The 23,076-nt window shown below is 54.3% G+C and carries 21 protein-coding genes and 2 tRNA genes; 10 read left to right on the top strand and 13 right to left on the bottom strand.

Going from position 1 to position 23,076, the window contains the following annotated elements:
• Nucleotides 1-140: 140 nt before the first annotated feature.
• The 4 genes from ACFPDR_RS07395 to ACFPDR_RS07380 form a co-directional block, all read right to left on the bottom strand.
• A complete protein-coding gene (locus tag ACFPDR_RS07395) occupies nt 141-1,052 on the bottom strand; it encodes an MBL fold metallo-hydrolase (RefSeq protein WP_376910949.1) in 912 nt (303 codons plus the stop codon).
• Nucleotides 1,053-1,362: 310 nt separating this feature from the next.
• Complete coding sequence (locus tag ACFPDR_RS07390) at nt 1,363-1,572, bottom strand: cold-shock protein (protein ID WP_009461560.1); 210 nt, start codon at nt 1,570-1,572, stop codon at nt 1,363-1,365.
• 396 nt (nt 1,573-1,968) lie between these two features.
• Nucleotides 1,969-2,044, bottom strand: a tRNA-Val gene (locus ACFPDR_RS07385).
• Nucleotides 2,045-2,135: 91 nt separating this feature from the next.
• Nucleotides 2,136-2,408 (bottom strand): HU family DNA-binding protein, encoded by a 273-nt coding sequence (locus ACFPDR_RS07380; RefSeq protein WP_003799450.1) that lies wholly within the window; start codon nt 2,406-2,408, stop codon nt 2,136-2,138.
• Nucleotides 2,409-2,982: 574 nt separating this feature from the next.
• On the opposite strand from ACFPDR_RS07380, the gene cobA reads away from it, so the two are divergent.
• Genes cobA through nirJ form a run of 7 tightly spaced genes read left to right on the top strand, consistent with a single transcriptional unit; the run spans nt 2,983 to nt 8,385 of the window.
• Nucleotides 2,983-3,765, top strand: coding sequence for a uroporphyrinogen-III C-methyltransferase (gene cobA, locus ACFPDR_RS07375; protein WP_137430256.1), 783 nt, complete (start codon nt 2,983-2,985; stop codon nt 3,763-3,765).
• 50 nt (nt 3,766-3,815) lie between these two features.
• Entirely contained in the window at nt 3,816-4,139 is a 324-nt protein-coding gene (locus tag ACFPDR_RS07370) for a c-type cytochrome (RefSeq protein WP_238441784.1), read from the top strand.
• Nucleotides 4,136-5,296 carry a cytochrome D1 domain-containing protein gene (locus tag ACFPDR_RS07365; RefSeq protein WP_035272390.1) on the top strand — a complete coding sequence of 387 codons (1,161 nt, stop codon included), beginning with the start codon at nt 4,136-4,138 and terminating at the stop codon, nt 5,294-5,296. The genes ACFPDR_RS07370 and ACFPDR_RS07365 overlap by 4 nt, the downstream gene beginning before the upstream one ends.
• Nucleotides 5,253-6,272, top strand: coding sequence for an Lrp/AsnC family transcriptional regulator (locus tag ACFPDR_RS07360; RefSeq protein ID WP_376910948.1), 1,020 nt, complete (start codon nt 5,253-5,255; stop codon nt 6,270-6,272). Before ACFPDR_RS07365 ends, ACFPDR_RS07360 begins: the two co-directional genes overlap by 44 nt.
• The gene (locus ACFPDR_RS07355) at nt 6,265-6,750 is read left to right on the top strand and encodes an Lrp/AsnC family transcriptional regulator (RefSeq protein WP_137430252.1); all 486 of its coding nucleotides are present in this window, start codon (nt 6,265-6,267) and stop codon (nt 6,748-6,750) included. Before ACFPDR_RS07360 ends, ACFPDR_RS07355 begins: the two co-directional genes overlap by 8 nt.
• Before the next feature lies 1 nt (nt 6,751).
• Complete coding sequence (locus tag ACFPDR_RS07350) at nt 6,752-7,249, top strand: Lrp/AsnC family transcriptional regulator (RefSeq protein ID WP_137430251.1); 498 nt, start codon at nt 6,752-6,754, stop codon at nt 7,247-7,249.
• Between the two features lie 2 nt (nt 7,250-7,251).
• A complete protein-coding gene (nirJ, locus tag ACFPDR_RS07345; protein WP_376910947.1) occupies nt 7,252-8,385 on the top strand; it encodes a heme d1 biosynthesis radical SAM protein NirJ in 1,134 nt (377 codons plus the stop codon).
• Between the two features lie 311 nt (nt 8,386-8,696).
• Here nirJ and ACFPDR_RS07340 read toward each other — a convergent pair whose 3' ends face one another.
• From ACFPDR_RS07340 to ACFPDR_RS07330, 3 genes are read right to left on the bottom strand one after another with little or no spacing between them, the layout of a single operon-like run.
• The gene (locus tag ACFPDR_RS07340; protein WP_137430249.1) at nt 8,697-9,677 is read right to left on the bottom strand and encodes a precorrin-2 dehydrogenase/sirohydrochlorin ferrochelatase family protein; all 981 of its coding nucleotides are present in this window, start codon (nt 9,675-9,677) and stop codon (nt 8,697-8,699) included.
• A gap of 48 nt (nt 9,678-9,725) precedes the next feature.
• Nucleotides 9,726-10,070, bottom strand: coding sequence for a c-type cytochrome (locus ACFPDR_RS07335; protein ID WP_026483439.1), 345 nt, complete (start codon nt 10,068-10,070; stop codon nt 9,726-9,728).
• Between the two features lie 13 nt (nt 10,071-10,083).
• Nucleotides 10,084-11,643: a nitrite reductase gene (locus ACFPDR_RS07330; RefSeq protein WP_235332508.1), complete on the bottom strand. Its 1,560-nt coding sequence runs from the start codon at nt 11,641-11,643 to the stop codon at nt 10,084-10,086.
• 320 nt (nt 11,644-11,963) lie between these two features.
• Here ACFPDR_RS07330 and ACFPDR_RS07325 point away from each other — a divergent pair, with 320 nt between their 5' ends.
• Nucleotides 11,964-13,436, top strand: coding sequence for a PLP-dependent aminotransferase family protein (locus ACFPDR_RS07325; RefSeq protein WP_376910946.1), 1,473 nt, complete (start codon nt 11,964-11,966; stop codon nt 13,434-13,436).
• Between the two features lie 13 nt (nt 13,437-13,449).
• Here ACFPDR_RS07325 and ACFPDR_RS07320 read toward each other — a convergent pair whose 3' ends face one another.
• The 3 genes from ACFPDR_RS07320 to rnr form a co-directional block, all read right to left on the bottom strand.
• Nucleotides 13,450-14,685, bottom strand: a complete 1,236-nt coding sequence (locus tag ACFPDR_RS07320; RefSeq protein WP_376910945.1) for a cystathionine gamma-synthase family protein — start codon at nt 14,683-14,685, stop codon at nt 13,450-13,452.
• Between the two features lie 158 nt (nt 14,686-14,843).
• Complete coding sequence (gene rlmB / locus ACFPDR_RS07315; RefSeq protein WP_035272375.1) at nt 14,844-15,590, bottom strand: 23S rRNA (guanosine(2251)-2'-O)-methyltransferase RlmB; 747 nt, start codon at nt 15,588-15,590, stop codon at nt 14,844-14,846.
• Nucleotides 15,591-15,659: 69 nt separating this feature from the next.
• Nucleotides 15,660-18,137 (bottom strand): ribonuclease R, encoded by a 2,478-nt coding sequence (gene rnr, locus ACFPDR_RS07310; protein WP_083053400.1) that lies wholly within the window; start codon nt 18,135-18,137, stop codon nt 15,660-15,662.
• A gap of 108 nt (nt 18,138-18,245) precedes the next feature.
• On the opposite strand from rnr, the gene ACFPDR_RS07305 reads away from it, so the two are divergent.
• Nucleotides 18,246-18,330 (top strand) — tRNA-Leu (locus ACFPDR_RS07305).
• 497 nt (nt 18,331-18,827) lie between these two features.
• Here ACFPDR_RS07305 and ACFPDR_RS07300 read toward each other — a convergent pair.
• From ACFPDR_RS07300 to ACFPDR_RS07290, 3 genes are all read right to left on the bottom strand, one after another.
• Entirely contained in the window at nt 18,828-19,082 is a 255-nt protein-coding gene (locus ACFPDR_RS07300; RefSeq protein ID WP_031231948.1) for a heavy-metal-associated domain-containing protein, read from the bottom strand.
• Between the two features lie 241 nt (nt 19,083-19,323).
• On the bottom strand, nt 19,324-20,601 hold the full coding sequence (locus ACFPDR_RS07295) for an MFS transporter (RefSeq protein WP_226348355.1): 1,278 nt from the start codon (nt 20,599-20,601) through the stop codon (nt 19,324-19,326).
• A 71-nt stretch (nt 20,602-20,672) separates the two neighbouring features.
• Nucleotides 20,673-22,055, bottom strand: a complete 1,383-nt coding sequence (locus tag ACFPDR_RS07290; RefSeq protein ID WP_226348356.1) for a M20 family metallopeptidase — start codon at nt 22,053-22,055, stop codon at nt 20,673-20,675.
• Nucleotides 22,056-22,196: 141 nt separating this feature from the next.
• On the opposite strand from ACFPDR_RS07290, the gene ACFPDR_RS07285 reads away from it, so the two are divergent.
• Nucleotides 22,197-23,075: a LysR family transcriptional regulator gene (locus ACFPDR_RS07285; RefSeq protein WP_060185215.1), complete on the top strand. Its 879-nt coding sequence runs from the start codon at nt 22,197-22,199 to the stop codon at nt 23,073-23,075.
• The last annotated feature ends 1 nt before the right edge of the window (nt 23,076 follow it).

The following is a 23,076-nucleotide window of genomic DNA, read 5'->3' as shown; positions in this document are numbered from 1 at the left end:
TTGCTATTATCGCTGCCTTGCCTGTGCTTTGCCTTTGCCTGGCAGCAGTTCAAACGGGAGAGGCATGACAAATTGCAGGAATAAGCCTGTGTCGCCACTCCCCGTATTTCAGCTTCTCACGCGGAACGCTCGAATCAAGATTATCGGCGTGGCACCTGCATCAGTTCCTTGCCCGCCTCGTCATAGACAAGGACCGCCTTGTCTTCAACCGTAAACTCCATCAAGTCACGACCAGCCACAACCGGACCTTGATAGGTAGTGCGTGTACGCTCCAGCAGGACTTGCTCGGGGATAGTGGCACCACCCTCAGGCGAATAAAACACGATGTGCGTATAGACTCCCAGCCTTGGCTTGCTCTCTGAAAAGACCTGCCCAACCTGCTCCGGCGTCGCAAAATGCTTGAGCGTTTCATTCAAGATGGGACGGACTTTCAAAAAGGCCGGATCAATCAAGGCCACGGAATGTACAAACGCATCTGCATTGGCGGCAGCAGCAATCAAGCGCTTGTCATACATCGCATCCCCGGAGATCGCTACCTTCTTGTCGTCGTACTCCACAATAAAGCCGAAAGCGGGAATTAGCTCACCACCGTGATCAACCTCCACCGCCGTCACGGTCACCCCATTCTTGCTGTAGACCACCCCGCCCTTTTCAAACTCCTGGGTCACAAAGGTCACACCCTCCACCGGCAGACCCTGATCCTGCACACGGATACGAATATCCTCGTCATAGGCTTTGGGCAGGTAATCCGTCATGGTCTTGCTTCCCTTGGGGCCATAGATCTGCAAAGGCAATGTCCGGCCTGGCCAGGGTCGGCCAAACCAGCCCGTCAGCCATAAGTCCGGCAAACCTACGGTGTGATCCGAGTGCAAGTGCGTGAAGAAATGTGCAGTAATGGAATTGGGCGCAACGCCTTTCTGAAACAGCCGCGTCGCCACCCCGCGACCCGTATCAAACAATAGGGTTTCTTCGCCCGCCTGCACCAACGTTGCCGGGCCTGCTCGATCTGCATAGGGCGCAGGTGTACCCGTTCCCAATAGAGTCACCTTCATACTGCCAGCCTGACTTACCGACGCGGCCCCCAGCAAAAGACCGACGCACAACGTCTTTATCAGCATTCTCATTTCCCCTCTCCTTATTATTGAAGCCTAAACTACTTAGGCATTCATATGTTATTACATGCAATTTCCTATGCAGCTAGGTATTTCCCTAGGGCACCTTCATACCATACATGCGAGCAGTGGACAGAAGCACAATATGTCCACCTGGAGGGGATACATAAATGAAAAAGCCGAACCCAATATTTCAAAGGGTTCGGCTTTATCGACCGACGCTACACTTGCCTAGACAGGCAAGCAGGGGTCAAACGATTTGGATCTGGGTAGCGCAAGGGCCTTTTTGACCAACGCCAGCAACGAAGGAAACGCGTTGGTTCTCCTCCAGAGATTTAAACCCAGAACCCTGAATTTCACTGTGGTGCGCGAAGAGGTCTTTACCGCCACTCTCCGGCATGATGAAGCCGAAGCCTTTTTCGTTATTGAACCACTTCACAATACCAATTTCTGTTTTCAATGTATGTCCTAATTAATCAGGGGAAAAATGTCCCTGGACACACTATGGACGCTATCCGCATATATAGATAGCACCGTTACAAACTAAGCTGCCACTCACTGACATTCATGCAGCAACCGCCTCTGCACCTTAAGGTCAACACGCCAAGTTCCACGCTGGTTCGCCTGCCTCATCTGATGGACGCTTGCAGCGCCTTACGAGCAGGGATTACGTGGCTACGCCGTTCCGACAAGCGGCTTACCAATGCTTACATGGTTTCAGTATGCTTATATCGCAGCACAAGGGCCCGAACCTGATAGAGCAGCGTTAGTATGGATTGACCTGAAACACAAACCAAACAGACACAAAAAAAGCACTTAGTTTTACCTAAGTGCTTGATTCGACTAGCAAAAGAAATGGTGGGTGCTGAGGGGTTCGAACCCCCGACCTACGCCTTGTAAGGGCGCCGCTCTACCAGCTGAGCTAAGCACCCATTTCTGTGATGCCGTTCTTCTTGTGAAGAAAAAGAATTATAGGACCAAAGAATTCTTTTTGCAAGTCTTTTGCGTAAATTAATTTAAAAATTAATTCACAGCGTCTTTCAGAGCCTTACCCGGACGGAACTTGGGCACGTTTGCGCCTTCGATCTCGATGGTTTCACCGGTACGTGGGTTACGACCCGAACGGGCAGCGCGTTCCGACACAGCGAAGGTGCCAAAACCAACCAGAGTAACCGTATCTTTTTCTTTCAGCGTGGTGGTCACGGCATCGATAAACGCATCCAGTGCACGACCAGCGTCAGCTTTGGACAGATCGGCTTTGGTGGAAATGAATTCGATAAGCTCGGTTTTATTCATTGAGAAAATACCCCTGAAAATTATTTTACGGGCCCCCAGCGGGAACCAGTTTGTGGCGGTCAGACTTAATAGTGACAAACGACAGGGCAAGCAAGCACTACCGTCTGTCATCGCTACCGGGCGCACAAGTGCCCCGGTTGGCTACCGCGTATTAAGCCTTCGTTTAATACCCGTGTCAAGCAAAAAAACCCCTGTAACCCGCATCATTGCTCACTGTTGATACAAGTTGCAGGACTTTCCCTATTTTGCATCGAGAAACTTAACAGGCTGCCTCAAATATGTTATTTGGGCTTTGAAACCCCAAAAAATTAGCTGGCTGATACTGCGTTTTTGAACATTTCTTCAAGCACTTACGCACGTCCATCAGCGACTCTGCGGGCCGTCGCTCGCATAAATTTCCTTATATGCCTCGCACTTAGCCCCACCCTACCTTCTTGTCTGAGAGCCAGAAGCTTCCTTTCTGCACCCCTCTCCTGAACACCAACCATGCCCATATCGAAGCGGCCTGCCCTCCTACAATTTTCTGCATTGTTTGACTGTCTTTCGGTACTTGCTACCGTCAAGGAGCGCAGCGATGCACGGCAAGGTTTATTTGGTTGGGGCGGGACCTGGCGACCCTGAACTTCTCACACTACGCGCTTTATACCTGCTGCAACATGCAGATGCGGTGGTCTATGACCGTCTGGTCAGCCGCGCCATCATGAGCTGCATCAATCCTGAGGCCACCTTGCATGACGTCGGTAAAGTTGCCGCGTGCAAGCCCAGCATGCAGGACGATATCAACAACACGCTCTTGTCGCTGAGCCGAACCCATCAACACGTTGTCCGCTTGAAAGGCGGTGATCCCTTTATTTTTGGCCGTGGAGGCGAAGAGCAGCTGTATCTGCAACAACATGGAGTCCAGGTTGAAGTCGTGCCCGGGATTACAGCGGCTACAGGCTGTGCAGCTTCTCTAGGCATTCCCTTGACCCATCGCGGGCTGGCCAGCAGTGTGCGCTTTATCACCGGGCACCTGCGCGACAACCAAGGACTGGAATTGAACTGGGCCTCCTTGTCTGATCCCACCTGTACGCTGGTGTTCTACATGGCCATGGCCAATTGCAGCCATATTGCCCAGGCCTTGATTCAACATGGGCGCAGCCCGCATACGCCTATCGCCTTGGCACAAGATGCCACGCTTAAAAGCCAGCGCTGGGGCTTAGGTACTTTGCAAACACTTCCACAGCTTGCGCAAACCTTCAGTCCCCCAGCCTTGTTGATTATCGGCCAGGTGGTGCAGTTGCATCCGGATTACCCGCAACCCGCCTCAAACACGCAAAATGCCCTCGCCTGCGAACCCTCCTGGGCCGTGATGTGAAAGGTTTGCACTTCCCTTTGAAGCCCAGTGGCAGGCAGTTTCTGGCCAACATGTGGCTAGCTGTGCTGCTCTCCCTTCTTTGGCCACAACAAGCCGCTGCTGATGAAACCGCTTTGACACCGGAGCGGCAAGCCTCTTTACGAACGCTGCTTCATCAAGAATGCGGCTCATGTCATGGCTTGCTCCTGAAAGGAGGCTTGGGGCCTGCTTTAACAGCTAACGCCTTGCGAGACCAAAGCGCACAGCAGATCGCCCTGACGATCATGCAGGGGCGTCCCGGAACAGCCATGCCTGCCTGGAACCGCTTCTTGCAGCCAGCAGAAAGTCTCTGGCTGGCTCATTTTCTTCTCCATGAATCGGATGCAGCACCATGAAAGCACTGATGACTTTAGGCCTGCTTGTCGCTTTAAGCGGCTGTGCCAACCCACTACGCGGCACGAATGACCTGGGGCTGGTTGTAGAGCGTGCGACAGGCAGTGTGGCTGTCGTTGAAACCAGTCATCGTAGCCGCTTGGCGCGAATTGAAGGTTTGGGTGATCTGTCCCACGCCCATATCACCTACTCACGTGACGGGCGTTATGGCTATGTCTTTGGGCGGGACGGTGGCCTGAGCAAAGTGGACCTGCTTCAACAAGTTCTAGTCCATCGCATCATTCAGTCCGGCAATGCCATAGGTGGCGCCATCTCCCAGGATGGCAAGCTGATTGTGGTGCAAAACTACGAACCGGGTGGCATCAAGGTTTTTGATGCGGACACCCTGGCCCTGATCAGTGAAGTTCCGTCTTACTACGCCCCCAACAAACGCGCCAAAGTGGTTGGTCTGGCTGACTTACCCAATCAGCAATTCGCCTACTCCTTGTTCGAGGCAGGCGAAATCTGGCTAACCGATTTATCCGACCCCTCACGCCCCACAACACGGCGTTTTGCAGCGGGTCGTCAGCCCTACGATGCCATGGTCACCCCAGATGGGAGGTACTACATTGCCGGACTGTTTGGCGAGGATGCCCTGGCCATGCTGGATTTGTGGAATCCTGAAAATGGAGTCCAAAAAATCTTGCAAGGCTATGGCCGGGGAGAGACCGCCCTGCCCGTCTACAAAATGCCGCATCTACGGGGCTGGTCCTTGGCTGGCCAGGACTTGTTTTTACCGGCCATTGGACGCCATGAGGTTCTGGTCGCCAGCACCGTGAACTGGCAAGAGAAAACTCGCATTCCGGTTCATGGACAACCCGTTTTTGTCATGGCTCAGCCCGATGGCCGTCAGGTCTGGGTGAACTTCGCTTTTCCAGACAACGACAAGGTACAGGTAATTGATGTCGCCACCCTGGAAGTGGTTCAAACCTTGGACGTAGGCAAAGCCGTTCTCCACATGGAATTCACCCCTAGGGGTGAGGCTGTCTGGATTTCAGCGCGAGACGACAACAAGGTCAGTGTGTACGACACCCACAATTTCAAGCGTCTGGACAGCCTGGATATTCAGCACCCGAGTGGAGTGTTTTTTACGCATCGGAGTGGTCGCATTGGTTTCTGATCTTTCCCCTTCTGCCTTTCAACTATTGAACGCCTGGCAACATGGCTTCCCCTTGGAACCCCGACCATTCCGCAAGCTGGGACTGCTTTTGGGGCTTAGCGAACAAGCCGTGATGGACTACCTGCAACGCTGGCAAGACCAAGGCATCATCAGCCGTATCGGGCCAGTACTGAACCCTGCCTGTATGAGCAGCACTTTGGTGGGCATGCATGTGCCCGCCAAGGATCTGAACACGGTTGCAGACTGGATCAGTGCCCTGCCCGCCGTGAACCACAACTACGAGCGCGAACACACCATTAATCTCTGGTTTGTGCTGACCTGTGCGAATGAACAAGAACGGCAGGCAGCCTTGGAGCACATCGCTGAACATACTGGCTTGTTGCCCTTGTCCTTGCCCATGATCCGGGCCTATCACATTGACCTGGGGTTTAGCCTTGTCCCACATACCAAGAGCACCAGCCCCTTGTCGCCCAGCAAGGGGCTGCCCGCATTAGGCAGTACTGAACGCAAACTGCTGGAGTGTTCTTTGCAAGGTTTGAAGATTCAAGCCGACCCCTTCAAGCCTTGGGCAGAGCAAGTACAGATCAGCGAGAAACAAGTGCTGCAACAGCTACGCGGCTTTCTGGAACAAGGCATATTCCGGCGATTTGGCGTGGTCCTGCGCCATCGAAAACTGGGCTACCAAGCCAATGCCATGTGTGTCTGGACGGTAGACAAGCATCGCATTGATGCCCTAGGCGAGGAGCTGGCCAGGCAAGACGGCATCACGCTGTGCTATCAGCGGCAGCCCTGCCCGCCACATTGGAATCACAATCTGTTTTGCATGATTCATGGCAAAAACCGTCAGGACGTACTGACACACCATGCGGAGTTGAATAATCGTTTTGACTTGGGTCAGCTCCCGCAGGAAGTGTTGTTCTCCACTCGCTGCTTCAAACAACGAGGCGCACTACTTAGCCCGTCTCATCATGACTGATCATCACACCCCACCATTGCATGCGCCGGTTGAACTGGACAACACCGATCGCCACATTCTGAATCGCCTGCAAGATGGTTTCCCCATCTGCTCCCGCCCCTTTGCACAGTTGGCACCTGATTTTGCCTTGAGCGAGTCTGCCTTGATTGCTCGTGTCCAGCACTTGCGCCAATCCGGGATATTGACCCGCTTTGGCCCCCTCTTTCAGATCGAGGCTTTAGGCGGTGCTTATTGCCTGGTCGCTATGGCCGTACCGGAAAAACGCTGGGACAGTACCGTCATAGCCGTCAACCGCCATCCTGAAGTCGCTCACAACTACCGGCGCGCCCATGCCTTGAATATGTGGTTTGTACTGGCTACGGCGACACCGCAAGACATCGAATCCTGCCTGAAGACAATCGAAGCTGAAACCGGCCTACCCGTCTTTGCTTTTCCCAAAGAGCAGGAATACGCCCTAAGCCTGAAACTGGAACTTTGATATGGTGCATTTGAATCCTGCCTATACCGCACTGATCCATGCCTCGCAGCGGGGTTTGGCGATAGAGCCACAGCCCTACCTAAAACTGGCGCAAGAGTTGGGCGTATCCGAAGCTTATGTCATGAAGCAGTTTCAAACCATGCTGGACCAAGGCTTGATACGGCGCATTGCAGCCATCCCCAATCACTATGCTCTGGGCTACGTGGCCAATGGCATGTGCGTCTGGAATATCACGGACGACAAGCTGGACCTAGTCGGTACATGGCTAGGCTCGCAAGCCGGAGTCAGCCACTGCTATCGTCGTCCGCGTTGTCTACCCCAGTGGCCGTACAACCTGTTCGCCATGCTGCATGGCAAGGACCATGACACGGTACGTGCCCAGGCACAGAGCATCAGCCTGCAAATATCGCAGCGCTTTCCTGGCGTCCTGCACGATCACGATATTTTGTTTTCCACGGCCATTCTTAAAAAGACCGGCCTGCGTCTACGGAGGCCTTGAGCATGTTCCGGATATCCCGTTTTGTTGCTGCCCTGCACTCTCCTGTTGCGCCGACACGCGTCAGCAAGGCCCCTGTGGTGATCTGGAATCTGATACGTCGTTGCAATCTGCATTGCAGCCACTGCTACTCTGCCTCTACCAACAAGGACTTCCCTGGCGAGCTGAGCTACGAACAAGTCTGCACTGTCATGGATGACCTGCATCAATTCGGTGTACGCGCCCTGATCCTGTCCGGCGGCGAACCCTTGCTGCGCCCAGATATTTACGACTTGGGCCGACGCGCGAAAGCATTGGGCATGTACGTAGGACTATCGTCCAACGGCACCTTGATAACTGAGCAAAATATTGATCAGATTGCCGACTGCGGCTTTGACTACGTAGGCATCTCCCTGGACGGTTTGCAGGCCCGCCATGACCGAATTCGTGGAGAGGACGGAGCCTACGCAGCCTCCTTGCACGGCTTGAGACTATGCCGTGAAAAACAGTTGAAAGTAGGCCTGCGCTTTACCCTGACTCAAGAAAATGCAGTTGATCTAAATGGCCTGCTGGCTGTGATGGAGCAGGAACAAATCGACCGCTTTTATCTCTCTCATTTGAACTATGCAGGTCGGGGTTTGGGCAACCGCGCCCTGTCCAGTCACCACGCCGTCACCCGGCAGGCTATGGAGCAGCTTTTCACAACCTGCATGAGCTATCAAAAAGCCGGCAAACCCAAAGAGTTCACCTCGGGCAACAACGATGCTGACGGTGTTTTCTTTCTGCACTGGGTGCGACGGCATTACCCCGACCAAGCTCCCAAAATTCTGACTATGTTGCGCCAATGGGGAGGCAATTCCTCCGGCCAAGGAATTGCGAACATCGATAACCGTGGCAATGTTCATCCCGACACCATGTGGTGGCATTACAGCCTTGGAAACGTGTTGCAACGGCCTTTCTCGGAGATTTGGTCCAACCATCAAGATCCCTTGCTGACAGGGCTGCGGCAACGACCCAGGCCTGTACAGGGACGCTGTGCTAGCTGTGCCTACCTGGATATCTGCAATGGCAATACGCGCACTCGGGCAGAAAAAAGCACAGGCAATGTGTGGGCAGAAGATCCGGGATGCTATCTCAACGATCAGGAAATCACTGTCTGAAGACTTTCCAAACGATTAGCTAGAGCTTTTTTACTCAGCCACAGTTCTGGAACTACGGCTCCCCCCCCTGCCGTCTAAAGCCTCAACACAACACTCAGCGCCCCAATAGAATCAGGTGAATTGCTGTGGGGAAACACGTACAGAATCAAGACACCACAGGCGGTGAGCACCAGGCTAAACAGACCTGAATCGAAAGGCCAAAAAAAGTGAGACAAGCGATCTTGACTCACTCAACAACAACAACAACAACAACAACAACACTTCACTTAGTTCTTCATCACACAGTTCACCTAAGCAAGCTGATAGCGCACCTAGGCCAGCTCACAGATCAAGCCTTGCTGCTGCAACAGCTCAACCAAAGGCTGTACATCCCACGATGACTTCCAGGCAATCACGATGCGCTCGCCTGGCACCCAGGACTGGCACAGGGGTGCCCAGAAATCACGATTCAACAAGGTGTCTTGCAAGACCACCCCCGCCTGATCCAAGGCCATCAAACGGGCATCACGACGTGCCTTCTCCAAAATCGCAGGCAAAATCAGTGGCAGGTACAAGACCCAATCTGCCTGGTTCAATTTGCGCAAGGCGCGCAGCGTCAGCAAGTCCACTGCCTCCAAGTCGGCGATAGGCAAAATGGTGACCTGAATATGCTGCTGAGGGGTTTCTGTCCTCAAGGCAGCATCAAAGGCTGCCAGCGCTTCCGTAGCCTTGCCTTGCGCCAGGAGATCGGGGATAGGACTATCTAGTACGTAATCAAAGAAATGACGACGGGTATGTACCTCGGGGAAAGCCTGTTTGATATCGGCTCGGCGGCGAGCCAGCAAACCGGCCAAGTCCCCTACTGACTCAGGCAGCTCGCTTTCTATCCACTCCCGAACACGCCGCGCCAGTACAGGAGCTGAACCTGCAGAGGAGACCGCAATCATCAAGGGCGAACGGTCGACCATGGCAGGGACTTGTACGGTAGACAGATGCCCATCGTCGACCACATTACAGGGCAGACGCAAGGCGTCGGCTGCCTGAGCCACGATGCGATTTATCTCGCGCCGTCCAGTTGCTGCAATAACCAGCCAGGCCTCGTGGATATGCTCGGCAACAAAGGAGGTAAACAAGCTGCTTAAAGCACCCGCCTGAGCACTGGCCCTCAACCAGGAGGTTTGCTCCGGTGCGACGACGGTGACTCGCGCGCCAGCACGCAGCAAGAGCCGAACTTTACGCTCCGCAACCGTCCCGCCACCTACGACGACAACCGCCTTACCGGTCAGATTGAAGAACAAGGGAAACACATTCATTGCACGACATCCTTAAGGCGCCAGCAGACACTGGCGCCCGGTTCACACTTACTTCAGGCTGGAAAAGTAGGCAGCCAGTTCATTCACCATTTCCGGGCTGAGAGGCTCGGCCATGGGGCTCATGATGGGATCGTTGCGCTCTCGCGATTTGAACTGCTGTAGCTGCTTGACCAGATACTCCACCTTCTGCCCTGCCAGGTTGGGATACATACCTTCCGTGCTGACACCTTCCAGCCCATGGCAGGACGCGCACAAAGGCAGCATGGACGATGCCTGGGCCGATAGTTGCGACTGCCCATGCGAGCCTTGTAAACCCACTGGTTTGTCCGCTGCCAAAGCGACACTGGAACCCAAGAGGCCCACAAGAGCCATACCCATAAAAAGCTTTTTCATGACGTTCCTTTGCTTAGAATTTTTGGGTTTCAGGCTGACCAATGGTGAGCCAACGGGTACGGGCACGCGAGAAAATGCCCGATGGGCTTTCCATCTTGTGTTCAGCTACCAGCTCCAGACTGCGGCTGTCGTAAATCTTCAAGCGATCCCCCCAGTAACCCGAACTGACGTAGAGGTAATCGCCCGTGCGGTTGTAGTTGGGGAAGAAGGCATGACCACCCACGTCCAAAGTCTTCACCACGGACAAGGTGTTTTTATCGATCAGCTGAATCCAGGAAGCGCGCTTGTCCTTGTCGATAATGTCCACCGCCACATACGGGGCATTAGGATGGGCGGCGGGGGATTCGGTGGCTCCGGCAACAGGAATCTGCTTCACCACAGAGAAGTCTTTGACATCCCAGGCAGTAACCACGGAGCCTAACTTGCAGGTGCCCATATTGGTGCCGAAGGCCAGCATGCGGCCGTTCACTTCCGTGACAGCACCCGAGCCTGCGTGGGGCTGACAGCCAGCCGGAATGTCACGTACCACCTTGTCGTCCTTCAGGTCGATGGCCACGTACTTGTTGTCGTCGTAAGAAGCCACCATGGAATAGCGACCATCCGGCGTCAGGAAGGTGTCGTGCAACATGCGGCCGACCTTGGCCAGTTTGGTGACCGGCATATCCGGCTTGTCTGGATCAATAATCCAGATCTGCCCGGCTTGGCGCAGTGTCAATGCAAACTTGTTATTGATACGACTACCAATAATCGGACCACCGGCGGATTTGATGAAATTGCCGTCCGGGTCCTCGCCCTCCAGAGCGATATATTTCACTGGTTCCAGGGTGTCGGCCTTCAGGATAACCATGCTGTTGGGTACGAAGGAACTCAGTGCCAGCCACTTGCCATCTTTGGATAAGGCAATACCCGTACCAGTCAGCCCTACCTTGGCCTGACGAACAATCTGCAAGGTGTACAAGTCGATTTTGTAGACGTGGCCATCATCACTTTTCAGGTATCCCCAGCGCTCGTGGCTGGGGCTGAATTCCATGATGTGTGGCGCGCCAACCGTGGCAATTTCACCCACCTTCTGGTTGTTCTTGCCATTGATGAAAACAGCACGAGCCTGATTGGAACCATCGCCCCGCCCATAACGCCCGCGGGCCATGATGACCATCAAGTCGTAGACGGAATCGATCTCGTAATTGGGTTTGCCGGGCAAGGTGGATTCGTCTACCAGCACTTTCACGCTGGCACGTATCTGATCCATATCCCAAGTGCGTTCCACCACGGGCTCGTTCTTGATCATCTTGGCCAACGCGCGAATGTCCTCGTCGGGCAAGCGTCCGACAAAAGGTGGCATCAAGGTATCCGGAATCCCGGTCATGATGGTGCCGCGCAAGGCAATCTCACTTTGAACCAGGCGATCACTGTGCAGGCCCGGAGCGATATACCCTCCCCGGTCGGCTGCGTGACACACCGCACAGTTTTGCTGAAACAAGTTGTCTACCCGAACTTGCTCTTCCGTCGGGGCCGCCAAAGCCGCGCTGACGGTGGTAGACAGGAAGGCCAGGGTCATCATTTTTCTATACATTCCATTACCTCCAACAATTGCCTTGCTAAAGGGCAAGACCAAACAAACTATAACGATTGTTATTTTTTACTGAGAAGGTATGGATACGGATTAAATAATGGGGATGGTTTTTTTTATATCGTAATTACGAGATATTAAATACTCTTACCTAGATAAAAACATCCATGACAAGGAGCCAGTTGGCAGATCAAGAAGCCGGATAAATTTATCACGAACGAATATTCATTTTGACCTAACTCAAGTTAAAACTAGAGGCTGCTGCCTATAGTGGCCCGGCCTGGCTCGCCCTTGATGGTTTTGATTATTTTTCCGGTCCCGCCATGTTTTCTTTACCGATTACGCTTTCCCATACTCATAGCCCACCGTATAAACGACAAATTGCACGTCAAATCGAAACCCTGATCTGTTCGGGACGTTTGCAAGAAGGCAATCGCCTGCCTTCAATCAACCGAATGGCTTCTCTGCTGCAGGTTTCCAAAAATACGATCATGGGTGCCTATGATTTGCTGATCGACTCCAATCTGATTCATAGCGAACCTAGCCGGGGATTCTTTGTGGCTACACCTACCCGCAATGGTCGCAGTCGCCTGGCACCGGATTTTGTGCTGGAGACGGCCCACTGTTCACGCAGCCCGCGTACCAGCACGGCACAGGCCAGCGGTGTGCATGTGCCTGCTGCCAGCGTGCCCGTTCGTTTTGATTTCAAGATTGGACGCCCCTCGGTCCATGCTTTTCCGCTGCGACAGTTCATTTATTTATCCAACCAGTTGCTGCGTTACGCAGGCTCTGCCATGGCAGACTATCCACCGCCTGAAGGTCTATGGGGTTTGCGGCTGCAAATTGCGGATTATCTGGCGGCCAGCAAGGGCATATTGGCTGACCCGGAGCACATCATCATCACTGCAGGAACACAGGAGTCCTTAAGTCTGATCGCAGCTCATTTCCTGGACGAAAAAAGCTGTGCAGTGCATGAGTCGCCCGGCTACAACGGCTTCAGACATTTGCTGGCGCGGCACCGTGCACAAAGTATTCCCGTGCCTGTGGACCAGCACGGTTTGCGCACAGACAAACTGCCCGACAAGGCTGTTCAGTTGGCTTTCGTCACGCCCTCCCATCAGTACCCTTTGGGGCACACCTTGACGGTAAGTCGCAGACAGGAGCTACTGGCTTGGGCCAGTACCAATGGCGCTTTGATTATTGAGGACGATTATGACGGGGACTTCTGTTATGGCCCGGCCTTGCCCGCGCCACTCAAGGCCATGAGCTCCGGGCAGGTGATTTATCTGGGGTCGTTTTCCAAAACCTTGGGCCCTGGTTTGCGCTTGGGCTATATGGTCTGTCCTCCCCACCTGAGCCAGGATTTTATTGCTCGCAAGGCCTTGCTCAACAACGGGTCACCTTGGCTAACACAAGCCGTGTTGGCACGTTTTTTTGATGAGTATGACTATCCACGGCACCTGCAATACCTGCGCCGCCGTTATCTGGAGCAACGCAATACGCTGTTGCAGGGACTGAAAAAAGTGTGGGGAAATACGGGCATGGTCAGCGGACACAATGCTGGCATGCATCTGGCTTTTCGCCTGCCACAACAAAGCCCAAATGCCCACCACGTTGCCGCTGCGGCACTGCGCCATGGCATACGGCTCTACCCTTTGGCCCAGGCCGCCAGTCAGGAAACAGACAGCACGAATCCACGCCATCTGCTGTTTGGCTATGCGAATCTGGAATGCAGGGAATTGCAGCAAGCAATGCAGCATCTAGCCCTGATACAGCCCAGGCTGAACCATGGCTAGATGTGCGAAGAGCTTAGGACTGGGCCAGCGCCTGATCAAAGTCCGAGGTCAGGTCGATAATCTCTTCGATACCTACGGAGATACGCAACTGATTGTCGGCAATGCCCATCAGAGCGCGCTGCTCAGGGCCCATCTCGTAGTAGATAGTGTGGGCCACGGGCAGCACCAGACTGCGGTTGTCGCCCAAGTGCGTAGCCAGTACAAAGACCTTCAGGCGATTCAGGAAGTCGAAGATTTCGATGCCCTCTTCCAGCACTACGCTCATCAGGCCACCGAAGCGATTGCCGAACAATTGAGCCGTACGCTCGTGCTGCGGGTGATCATCCAGGCCGGGATACTGCACGTGCTTGACCTTGGGATGCGCCTTCAAATGGCGCGCCAAGGCCAGGGCGTTGGAACAGATACGCTCCATACGCAAAGGCAAGGTTTCCGAACCGACAGCCAAGCGGTGAGCCACGTCAGACGACAAGGTGCCGCCCATATCGCGCAAGCCCTTTTTCCGAATCTGTACCAAACCCCAATTCTGCGTATTGCCCGTGCGGTAGACCTCGGCAATATTGGGGTAGGTCGTCCAGTCAAACAGGCCGGTATCCGTCACCATGCCACCCAAGGCATTACCGTGACCACCAATGTGTTTGGACAGGGAATTGACCACCAGAGAGGCCTTGAACTCACGGCCGGGCGACAGGTAAGGCGAGGACAAGGTGGCATCGACCACATACAACAGCCCCTCGTCCTGACACCATTGCCCCACCCCTTGCAGATCAGCTACCTGTGTACCGGGATTGGCAATGGTCTCAACAAAGACCATGCGGGTATTGGGCTGCCGTGCGGCTTGCACTTGGGCCAGATCGGTTGCATCCACCAGCGTGGTTTGTACACCCAGGTCGCGCAAAGTCCCCAGCAAGCTATTGGTATTACCGAACAGGAATTTGCTGGCAATCAGATGATCGCCCTGGCGCAGCAAGGTAAACAAGGTTGCTGTCAGCGCCGCCATACCTGTGGCAAAACTGACGCTGCCTATGCCTTTTTCCATGCGTGTAATCTTGGCTTCCAACGCGGCCGTGGTGGGCGTGCCTTGACGGGAATAGGTAAAGCCGGACTTGCCCTGAAAGACCGCAGCCAGCTCACGCGCATCCTGAAAACCGAACTCGGTCGATGGGTGCAATGGCTGATGGATAGCGCCATGCTGCGTGCCCAAGCGACGGTCAGAGTGCAAGGTAGAGGTAATAAAGCCGTTTTCTTCCATGATCGTTTCCAAGCCCATAATGCGTGTACACACCGTCAGCGCCGATTGGGTTTTGCCCGGCTGACGGCCAATTACCTATTATCTGGTGAAGCGGCGGATGAAACCCGCCGTTTTTTATACAAATAAGTAATTAAGCAAGTAACAAGACTTAAAAGAAATTAAGACTGGCTACGTTGGCGCAAGGTTTCATACAAGCAAACCGCACTGGCGACGCTAACATTCAGGCTTTCTACTGCGCCCATCATGGGGATGGAAACCAGCTCGTCGCAGGTTTCACGAGTCAGACGGCGCATGCCCTCGCCCTCGGCACCCATTACCCAGGCCATGGGGCGGCGGGCATCGACCTGGTGGAAGGTATGCGTGGCCTGGTCGCTGGTGCCAACCAACCAGACATCACGCTCGCGCAGCATACGCATGGTACGGGCCAGGTTCGTTACCGTAATGTAAGGCGTAGACTCTGCACCGCCGCAAGCCACGCGTGATACGGTGGCATTCAGACCCACAGCGCGGTCACGAGGCGCAATTACGGCGTGGGCACCTGCCGCATTGGCGCTACGCAAGCAGGCTCCCAGATTGTGGGGGTCTGTCACTCCATCCAGAATCAACAGAAAAGGAACCTGACCGGCCTCTTCCAGATCGTCCAGCAATTCATTGACATCGACAGCCAGTTCTTGCTCCAGAGCCAATGCCACCACGCCCTGATGGCGCGTGCCTTTGGCCAGACCATCCAGACGTTCGACCGGCACAGCCATGACTTTCAAGCCAGCCTGTTCTACCTGTTCGATAAAAGCCAGCATCCGTTTATCGCGCCGGGTCTGATCCACATAGACCTCGCGCACCGAAGCGGCGCTAAAACGAACTCGGGCAATAACGGCATGAAAACCGGCCAAAACCTGCTGAGGCATAACAATCCTTGGGGGAAATAAGAGCAAATAAAGAAAGCCGGGCAAAAAGCCCGGCTTGGCATTGTACGCCTATCGACGGCGTCCTCTAGGGCTACGCGTGGATTTCGCAGACTTGGCTGCCTTCTCCGCACTGCGCTTTTCATCCCGCTCAGCCTGCTTTTGCGAAGCACGTCGTTGGGATGCCGTGGTGCCCTTCAAGGCCAGCGGTTTGGTTGGAGCCGCTTTCTTGATGGGACGCTCGGATGGATCACCCCCTTCAGCTGCCGCCTTCACCGCCTTGTAGCCCACGCCTTTAACCAGACGGAACTCAATACGGCGCGCTTCCAGATCAACACGCGCAACCTGGACTTGCACCGCGTCGGTCAGGCGATAACGCAGACCGGTGCGCTCACCACGCAGCTCGTTCGAAGTTTCGTTGTACTGGAAGTAATCCGCACCCAGCTCGGAGACATGGACCAGGCCTTCCACATACAAGGTATCCAGCGTCACAAACAGACCGAAGCTGGTCACGCCGCTGATCTTGCCAGAGTACTCCTCGCCCACGTGCTCTTTAACAAACCAGCACTTGAGCCAGGCTTCCACATCTTTGGAAGCCTCATCAGCACGACGCTCGCGCGCTGACAACAAGGCACCCAATTTTTCCCAACGTGCAAAGTCGCGCTTGCTGGCTGGCAAGGCGGCATCGCCCGGATCTTCGTCGATAGCCGGAATGTAGCGCTCGCCCTTCAAAATACCCTTGATGACACGGTGCACCAGCAAGTCCGGGTAACGTCTAATCGGCGAGGTGAAGTGCGCGTACTGCGAATAGGCCAGACCGAAGTGACCCGTTTTTTCCGGACTGTAAATAGCCTGCTGCATGGACCGCAAACACATGGTCTGGATGACGGCAAAGTCAGAACGGCCACGAGCCGCAGCCACGACTTTGGCGTAATCAGCAGAAGTAGGCTCATCGCCTCCTTCCAGCGTCAAACCTAAACTGCGCAAATACTCACGCAAGGCTTCCAGCTTGGGCGGCGTTGGGCCTTCGTGCACGCGGTATAAACCGTTGCGACGGCTGCGGGCAATAAAGTCGGCAGCACAGGTATTGGCTGCCAACATGCACTCTTCAATCAGCTTGTGCGCGTCGTTACGGACCAAGGGCTCAATACGTTCGATACGACCCAAGGGGTTGCACACAATCTTGGTTTCAACCGTATCGAAATCAATCGCACCACGGGCGGTACGGCGCTCGGCCAGCAAGCGGTACAAGGAGTACAGGTTCTGCACAGGCTCCAGCACATGCTGAATCTGGGTGGCCGCCGGGCCAGTGGGCTGCTGCAAGGCGCTCCAGATATCGGAATATGTCGTGCGTGCATGTGAATGAATGACCGCTTCATAAAACTGGTAGGCCGACACAGTGCCGGATTTGGCACCATCGGCCAACACGACCATATCGCACACCATGACCAGACGGTCTACCGACGGGTTCAGAGAACAAATCCCGTTGGACAGACTTTCTGGCAGCATGGGGATCACGCGGCGCGGGAAATACACACTGGTGCCACGCTCCAGAGCGTCTTCATCCAAGGCATCGCCAGAGCGCACGTAATGGCTGACGTCGGCAATCGCAACCAGCAAACGCCATGCCCAGCGCGAGCGCTTGCCCGTGCCAATATCAACGCGTTCGCAGTACACCGCATCGTCAAAATCTCGTGCGTCTTCACCGTCAATCGTGATGAAAGGCACATCGCGCAAATCAACGCGGCCTTTGTATTCCGATGGTTTGACCTTGGCGGGAATGCGAGCAGCCTGCTTGAGCGCCTTCTCGGAAAAATCGACCGGCACTTCAAACTTGCGCACGGCAATCTCGATTTCCATGCCGGGATCGTCAATTTCCCCCAGCACTTCAATCACACGCCCCAAAGGCTGACGATGGCGCTCGGGCTGCTGGGTGATCTCTACCGTCACAACCTGACCGGGCTCGGCCTCGCCCTGGTCTCCGTTGGGAATCAGGATGTCGTGCTTGATACGTTGATCTTCGGGCACCACGATGAACGTGCCACGCTCCCGCAGGAAACGCCCCACCAGCTTGCTGGTGTGGCGCGCAGTAACTTCGACAATCGAGGCATCTGGCTTGCCGCGGTATTCACCGACGATACGCACCATAACGTGGTCGCCGTGCAACACTTTGGCCATTTCTCGAGGCGACAAGAACAGATCGGGCTGCCCATCGTCGCGCTGCAAGAAACCAAAGCCGTCGCGATGGCCCAACACTTTGCCGGCGATAAAACCAGTTTGGTTGTTTTTGCGAATTTTGCCTTCGGGGGAAATCAGCAGTTGACCATCGCGCTCCATTGCGCGCACACGCCGCTCGAAACCCACCGTAATTTCTTTGCCCAGGCCCAGCTTTTTCGCCAGAGCCTGCATGGTCAGGCCGTCTGCATCTTCGCGCAGCCCCGCCAGGATCACTTCCCGCGTCGGGGTATCCGGGTCGAAGTCAGGCGGCAACTCATAACGGCCCGTTGATTGAATACGGTCCTCAGTACTGTCTTGATGTTTTTTATTCAAAAGGACACTTCCATTATTAATAAAGTATGCCTATAATCCTTTTTCTTTGCTGCTCACGCAGTAAAGTCGTTAAAGGCTTTTGGCACAGCCATAAGCATACAACGATATGCCCAGGTGGCGGAATTGGTAGACGCGCATGGTTCAGGTCCATGTGCCTTCGGGTGTGGAGGTTCGAGTCCTCTTCTGGGCACCAAATTCCAAAAAAGCCGATCATCGCAAGATGGTCGGCTTTTTGCTTTCCAGCCCAGAAAGTCAGGTGCTTGAGCACCTGACGTGGGGGCGAGAAAGGTCGGGCATGCAAGCCCGACCGGGGTCGAGCCCGTGTGACCGAGTCCTCTTCTGGGCACCAAAATTCCGAAAGGCCGATCATTTCTCAATGGGCGGCCTTTTTTATTTTGTTGCTCCATAAATTTATTATCCTTCAGCATCAATCCGATGACGTCTGACTGTGGCAGAAAACGAGCAGCAATACGACCCCCTTCTTTTTTAAACACAGCCATTTCCACATAAAGAATCACTACCGCATGATCGGCTGCTTTCTTTACAGGCCTGTGAATACCCCTTGAAGCAAGCACCTGGGGAGCCAAGGCAACACACTCAAAGCAAAACACCGCCTGCCCTGCTTTGTACAACCATAAAAAAACCGACTGTGTTTCTACAGTCGGTTTTCAGTCTCAGGATGCAGTAGGTTTAACCGCCGCAGCCACCGCAACATGCACCATCTTCACCATGCGCAGGTTTGGCGATTTGATAGCCGGCCCGCTCGACGGCAGCATGCAGATCTTCCAGCGAGACCTGGGTTTCATCAAAACGAACCGACGCCTTTGCGTTTTCGAACGAGGCATCTGCCGCTTGTACGCCTTCAATAGCCGCCAAGGCAATAGCCACTTTATCGGCGCATTCAGGGTGTCGCAAACCCGCCAGTTTCAGCATTCCAACTTGCATTTTTTATCCCTTTAACATGAGGTGAGGCAGTTGATGAAATCGCCACCGCCCATAAAGATATATATTAAATACATCTTATAGATACGGCAAGGTGCCAGGACAAGAACGATGCGCCAGCCTGGAGGCAGACACAAAAAAACCGGCTTGCCCGCTGACCACAGGCAAACCGGTCTGAAAACGGTTTTCTGAATACGCTCCTTTGCTTGTTAGCAGTGCCCGCCCTCCCTTGAACGACCCTGACTTACCTCATACCCAGCTTGCGACTGGCTGCCAGCAAGGCCACGATACTCAACGCCGCGGCCAGAATCAGGTAGTAACTGGGCGCCACCGGAGAGCCGGTCAGTGAAATCAGACCCGTGGCAATCACAGGTGCAAAACCACCAAAGACAGTGACGCCGATGTTGTAGCTCAAGGACATGCCTGTAACACGGGTACGTACTGGAAAGACATCAGCCATCAATCCGGCTAAGGGGGCGAAGTACACGGCTTTGAGCAAAGCCATCAAACCTACAACCAGAATCAGCGCCGTTTGGGTCGCCTCGCGGTTCAACCACATGAAGGACGGGAAGATCGCAATCGCATACAGCACGGCAGCGGTGAGCATGATCTTGATCCGACCAACTTTACCCGCGACATAACCTACCAACGGCGTAGCAACAGTCAGAATCAAGCCTGCGGTGAGTGTTGCCAAAAATCCGGCCGATTGCGGAACACGCAGGGTAGTCGCTGCATACGATGGCATATAAGTAATCAGGTAGTTGGAGGCGGTAGACAAAATCAAGGTGCCCAAAGCAATCAACAGCAAAACCTTTTGTGAACTCAGCACCTCTCGCACTGGCTGACCGCCAGGTTCACTTTCTTTGAAATCCGGGGACTCATCCACCGTTTTGCGGATCCAGTATCCTACCGGCCCCAGCAACAAGCCGAAGAAAAAGGGAACACGCCACCCCCAATCCAGCATCTGCTGTTCGCTTAAGGTAGAAGTCAACACATAACCGAACAAAGAAGCCAGCACGACACCAAAGCCCTGACTGGCAAACTGCAGACTGGCCACAAATGCGCGAGAGCGTTCTGGAGCATGCTCCATCATGAATGCGGTAGAACTGCCAAATTCGCCCCCCGCCGAAAAGCCCTGAATAAAACGGGCAATCAAAATACCGATAGGCGCAATGAGTCCGAGCGTTTCATAACCAGGCATGACCGCAATCATGAACGTGCCCAATAACATCAAGAGGATGGACAGGGACAAGGCTTTCTTGCGTCCGTGTCTGTCCGCATAGGAGCCAATAACCGCGGCTCCAATGGGCCGAATCAGAAATGAAATCCCGAATGTGGCAAAAGCCAGAACCAAAGAGACGGTAGGGTCTGAGCTCGGAAAAAAAACACGACCAATGGTCAGTGCAAAGTAGGCATATACAGCAAGATCAAACCACTCCAAGGTATTCCCCACCACGGACGCGGCGACCGGCTTCCAAAACGAACGCGGTAAAGGCCCCACCGCTTTTTTGGTCTGCTCCATCTTTTATCTCCTCCTGCCCCCGGTGTTTCCGAAGGCAATGCGCCGTTACTTCTGAACGGCGTCTATTTTTTTTAAGTGTTCTTGTTCAATTCGCCCAGTTCCCAGAAAACGCTGGTCATGATGTCCAGTCCCTCTTGGATAATGGGAGTCAGCATGTGCTCATTGGGAGCGTGCTGAGAGCAGCCGGGGTAGGAGTGTGGCACCCAGATCGTGGGCAGACCCAGTACATCGGCAAAAATATCGTTGGGTACAGTTCCTGCCAAATTCGGGATCACGGCAATTTTCTGATCCGTCACTTTGCTGATCGCAGCCTTGATCAAGGCGATCCACTTATTGCCCAGATCCAGCCTGGTGGCAGGCATGATCTGGCCCATATGAATACGCACCTGCTCGAAGCCATGCGCATCAAGGTGCTGGCGCAAAGTGCTTTCCAAGTCCTCTATCTGCGTTCCCAGCACAAAACGCAAATTGCAAAAAGCCTGAGCACGAGGCGGGATAGCATTGATTGGTTTTTGCGGATTCCCGGCATCCAGTGCCAGCACTTCCAAGGTGTTCCAGCCGAACAGACGTTCGCCGTAGCTAAGGCCCGGTTCGCCCCAATGCTCATTTAAGGCCAGCCCCAAGGTATGCTGACCAATCTCCAAATCTGCAATGGCAGCCAGCACGTCCTCCGGTATGGGGCCTGGCGTCAGTTCGCGACACAACAGTTGTCCTTGAGGCCCCACCAGACAGGCCAGAGCATTGGCCAGCACCACCGCGGGGTTTTCCATCACCCCGCCCCAATTGCCCGAGTGCAGCCCCCCTTCACGCGAAATCACCTCCAGCGAGAACAGCACAGTGCCACGCGAGCCCAAGAACAAGGTCGGCTGATTGGCGTTCAAGCGCGGGCCGTCCGAGGCCAGAAACAGATCAGCCGACAAGCTCTGTGCATGTTGCTCGCAAAACTCGCGCAAACCGACCGAGCCACGCTCTTCACCCGTCTCAAAGATGGCTTTGAGGTTGAAACCCAAACGCCCATCGCGAGCTTGAATGACCTGTTCCAGCGCGGCCAGATTGATGCTGTGTTGGCCTTTATTGTCCGCCGTCCCCCGGCCATACCAACGCTCCCCTTCGATCTTCAATTCCCAAGGCGCCAGGCCTTCACGCCATTGATGGTCATGTCCGGGCACCACGTCGCCATGCCCATAGGTCAGAATCGTGGGTAGCTCATCGGATTCATGTCGGTGAGCCAGAAGGATGGGGCCTGCCCCTTTGGGATTGGCCAGGATACGGACCTCAAACCCCAGTTTCACCAAGGAAGGGCCCAGCTCCTGATCCAGGTAGAGCTGCAATTGATCCGCTTTCTCCGCAGTCTGGCTGTCACTTTGAATCGCCACACGACGGCGCAAGTCCTGCTCGAAACCGCCCTCCTCAAAATAGGCGCGCACCCTGGACAAGGCTTTACTTTTTCCCATTTTTGTCTCGTTGTCTTATTGATAGGAAAGAGGACTATAGAATCCGTCTTACCTTCTGTATATTTCTATCTTTAGAATAGAATGAGCTAATTTTTAGAACTCAAAACACAAAGCCCAGACCCGAGACAAACAAGCAAAGCCATGGATTACAAATACTTTCTGGCCGTGATGAAAACAGGCTCACTGGCGGCAGCCAGCGCAAGGCTGCATATTGCCCCTAGTGCAATCAGCCGCCAAATCAGCTTGCTGGAGGAGTCCATTGGGGTGGCGCTGTTTGAGCGCAGGCGACGAGGAATGGTACTGACTGCAGCAGGTCAGGCCCTGGCCGAACACGCCTTGCGCGTGCGGCTGGAAGAAGAAGCCATCGTACAAAGTCTGCGTCAAAACGACTATGCCCAGGCCCATTTAATTCGGGTGGCAGCCACCGAGGGGTTAGCCCGCTACTTTTTACCCATGGTCATGGCAGAGTTTTCCAACCGAACGCCATTGGCACGGTTTGTATTGAAAGTGAGCTCGCCCAATGATTGTGTGGATATGGTTCGAAACGGAGAGGTTGATATAGGGGCTATTTTCAGCACCGCCCCGGTACCCGATGTGGAAGTGAACTACTCCTGCCGCTCACCCATTTTTGCCGTCATGCAAGCACAACACCCTTTAGCCACGGCAAGCAAGCTGTCCTTGAACGAACTACAACCCTATCCCATCGTGATGCCCGGCGAGGAGCTTACCCAAAAGCAACTCTTTAACCACGTTTGCCAGATGGAAAAGCTGGTCTTTAACGAAGTCTTTACCTGCAACTACTCGGGGGTGTTACACGAGTTCGTCAGACGCACCAATGCCATCGCCTTGGGAGCGTCAATCAGCCATCGCAGCAGCCTGGACCATGGATTGAAAATTGTTCCTGTGCGGGACTCCCGACTGGATCGAGACTTGCAGATTTTAAGCATGGCCAAGCGGGTCTTGCCACAAAGCGTCAGTGACTTTTTAAAGGCCTTGATTCAGGATCTGAAGGCCGCTTGAA

This window comes from Alcaligenes sp. GCM10023179 (genome assembly GCF_042653705.1).
Lineage (GTDB): Bacteria > Pseudomonadota > Gammaproteobacteria > Burkholderiales > Burkholderiaceae_B > Alcaligenes > Alcaligenes phenolicus.
This window is presented reverse-complemented; position numbering and strand designations above follow the sequence as displayed.